Source organism: Wenyingzhuangia sp., assembly GCF_039768515.1.
In the GTDB taxonomy this organism is placed as follows: Bacteria; Bacteroidota; Bacteroidia; order Flavobacteriales; family Flavobacteriaceae; genus Wenyingzhuangia.
On the sequence record NZ_JBDNAI010000011.1, the window covers coordinates 1 to 3112 of the forward strand.

General features: G+C 35.7%; 3 protein-coding genes. 2 read left to right on the plus strand and 1 reads right to left on the minus strand.

What is annotated here, in order from left to right:
* Nucleotides 1-182: 182 nt before the first annotated feature.
* The gene (gene mnmD / locus ABF281_RS00700; protein ID WP_347179781.1) at nucleotides 183-851 is read right to left on the minus strand and encodes a tRNA (5-methylaminomethyl-2-thiouridine)(34)-methyltransferase MnmD; all 669 of its coding nucleotides are present in this window, start codon (nucleotides 849-851) and stop codon (nucleotides 183-185) included.
* A 126-nt stretch (nucleotides 852-977) separates the two neighbouring features.
* Between mnmD and ABF281_RS00705 the strand changes: the two genes are divergently transcribed.
* Together ABF281_RS00705 and nadA are read left to right on the plus strand one after the other, a co-directional pair.
* Complete coding sequence (locus ABF281_RS00705) at nucleotides 978-2051, plus strand: branched-chain amino acid aminotransferase (protein ID WP_347179782.1); 1074 nt, start codon at nucleotides 978-980, stop codon at nucleotides 2049-2051.
* Between the two features lie 75 nt (nucleotides 2052-2126).
* Nucleotides 2127-3112: quinolinate synthase NadA (gene nadA, locus ABF281_RS00710; protein ID WP_347179783.1), on the plus strand; the 986-nt coding region annotated here is incomplete at its 3' end.

The following is a 3112-nucleotide window of genomic DNA, read 5'->3' on the forward strand; positions in this document are numbered from 1 at the left end:
CATTAGGAGAAACATAAAGACCGAGAGGGATAGTCCCTAATAAAGTATTACTTTCCAAAAAATTGAGCGGTTAGAGAATCTGCATTTTTCAATAAATACAAAATAAAAAACAAAACTGCTACCAACAAAATAACTCTTAACCGATTGGGTTTTTTCCTTTTTGATCTCATAATTTGTGTCATCTAAATATGTTTTTTTGTTCCTCTCAACATTTCTCTTTTTCCTGGTGGACCAGGCAATCTCTCCACTGTAAAACCTACAGATAACATCGCTCTTCTAACACTTCCTTTGGCTGCATAAGTAACTAATATACCTCCCGGTTTCATCGCTTTGAACATGATGTCAAAAATCTCTTCTGTCCATAATTCAGGTTGAACCCTAGCGCCAAATGCATCAAAATAAATCAAATCATAAGCAGAGACATCGGTAATATTATGAAAAAACATTTGTCTCTTTGTTAAAGTAAAATTTGGAGTAACCGCTTGTGGTTTGTTCCAAGGAGTCAAATGCATTTCTTCAAACTTGTGAGACAAGTTTCTGGTCTCTAATTCCGACACATAATTTAACGCTAACAATTCATCTTCTCTAACAGGATAAGCCTCTACACCAACATAATTGATATTACGCATGTCTTGAGCTGTCTGTAACAAAGTGATAAAAGCATTTAGGCCTGTTCCAAAACCAATTTCCAAGATTGAAAACGAATCCTTTTCGACTGATTTGTACCCCATTTCTATGAACACATGAAAAGCTTCTTGAATAGCACCATGTGTGGAATGATAACTCTCATTCCAAGTAGGTAAATGAATCGTAGTAGACCCATCAGAAGTAATGACTATTTTTCTTTTCAATTTTATGAAATTACAGTTGCAAATATAGGGATTAATATACTTTGTTAAAAAGTGTTTTTATTGCATACATTACAATTTTTATATTTACTTTTGTTCTATACAAATATACCTTTTACAAACGAAATCATGGGAATTAACAACCAGAACATCACGATTACCAAATCTGAGACTACTAAAATTAAAGATGTAGATTTCAGTAATTTATCGTTTGGAGAAAACTTTACAGATCACATGTTTGAATGTGACTACATTGATGGGAAATGGACTAACGCACAGATTAGACCTTATGGAAACATTTCCCTAGACCCATCTGCTAAAGTATTCCATTACGGTCAAGCTATTTTTGAAGGAATGAAAGCCTACAAATCTGTTGATGGTGCCGTCTGGTTATTTAGACCCGAAGATAATTTGATTAGGCTAAACAGGTCTGCTGTTCGTTTGGCAATTCCAGAATTTCCCAAAGAATTGTTTTTTGATGGGTTAGAAACATTGCTAAACATTGATAAAGAGTGGATCCAAACCACTGAGGGGAGCTCCATGTACATTCGTCCATTTGTAATTGCAACAGAACCTGGTGTTTCTGCTTCACCGGCAAAGCAATACAAGTTTATGTTCATTTTATCCCCGGCACAGTCTTACTACAGTGGAGAAGTAAAAGTATTATTTGCTGACAAATATAGTCGATCCGCGAGTGGTGGTGTTGGATTTGCAAAGTGTGCAGGAAACTATGCAGGACAATTTTATCCAACAAAATTAGCCAATGATGCTGGATACCAACAGGTCGTATGGACCGATGCTAGCACGCACGAAAACCTTGAAGAAGCAGGAACAATGAATGTTTTCTTTAGAATAGGAGATACTCTGATTACTGCGCCAACATCTGATCGAATCTTAGATGGTATTACGCGAAAAAGTGTCATTGCTATAGCAGAAAAAGAAGGACTTAAAGTTGAAATTAGAGACGTATCTGTATATGAAATTGAAGATGCAGCAAAAAGTGGAACCTTACTAGAAATGTTTGGTGCCGGGACTGCAGCTGTGATCAATCCTATAGTAAGTTTTAATTTTAAAGGAAATGACTACGATCTTCCTGTATTACAAAACTACTACTCTGATATGATCAAGAAGAAGATTACTGATATACAAACAGGTAAGTCAGAAGACACATTCGGATGGAAGTATGCGGTAAGGTCAATCTAAATAAAACCTATATGAAATCAAAAGAGCCTTAATAGGCTCTTTTTTTGTAAATTTGTATCTCAAAAGAGTAATGTAATGGACACTTTAGCAAAAGCAAAAGAAAATCTAGAAAATAAAGGGTTTTTAGACATCGACACCAGAAACAGCACAGATTATGTTTCTGAGATTAATCGTCTAAAAAAAGAGAAAAATGCAGTCATTTTAGCTCATTATTATCAGGAAGAAGCCATTCAAGATATTGCAGATTTTGTAGGAGACAGTTTACAATTAGCACAAGAGGCTTCCAAAACAGATGCTGATATCATTGTGTTTTGTGGGGTACATTTCATGGCAGAAACAGCCAAGATATTAAACCCAACAAAAAAAGTATTATTACCCGATCTAAAGGCTGGATGCTCTCTGGCCGATTCCTGTCCTCCAGCAGAATTTAAAGCTTTTAAAGCAAAACACCCCGATCACAAAGTGGTTACCTATATCAACTGTTCTGCTGAAATAAAAACGATGAGTGACATTGTTTGTACTTCATCAAATGCGGTAAAAGTCATCAACTCTTTCCCTCAAGATCAAAAAATAATTTTTGCTCCAGACAAAAATCTGGGAGATTATTTAAACAAAGAAACAGGAAGAAATATGGTGCTGTGGGATGGAGCCTGCATGGTCCACGAAGCTTTTTCTATCGAAAAACTACTATCTATATCTGCAGAACACCCTGATGCTGAGATTATTGCACATCCAGAATCTCCTTCCCATATTTTAAAAACCGCAAGTTATATTGGTTCAACTGCTGGTTTGTTAAAATACGCAAGAGCCTCCAAAAAAAATAAATTTATTGTCGCAACAGAGGCTGGTATTTTACATGAGATGATCAAACAAGTTCCCGGAAAACACTTGATTCCCGCTCCAGTTGAAGAAGACAATACTTGCGCTTGTAGCGAATGTTTTTACATGAGAATGAATACCATGAAAAAATTATTCTTGTGTCTAGAACACGAATTACCCGAAATAGAAGTAGAAAAGGAATTAGCAAAAGCCGCATCAATTCCAATTGAAAAAATGCTTGA

Excerpts from the sequence above, each read along its gene's own strand:
- ABF281_RS00705 (WP_347179782.1), top strand. The coding sequence starts at position 978 with ATGGGAATTAACAACCAGAACATCACGATTACCAAATCTGAGACTACT.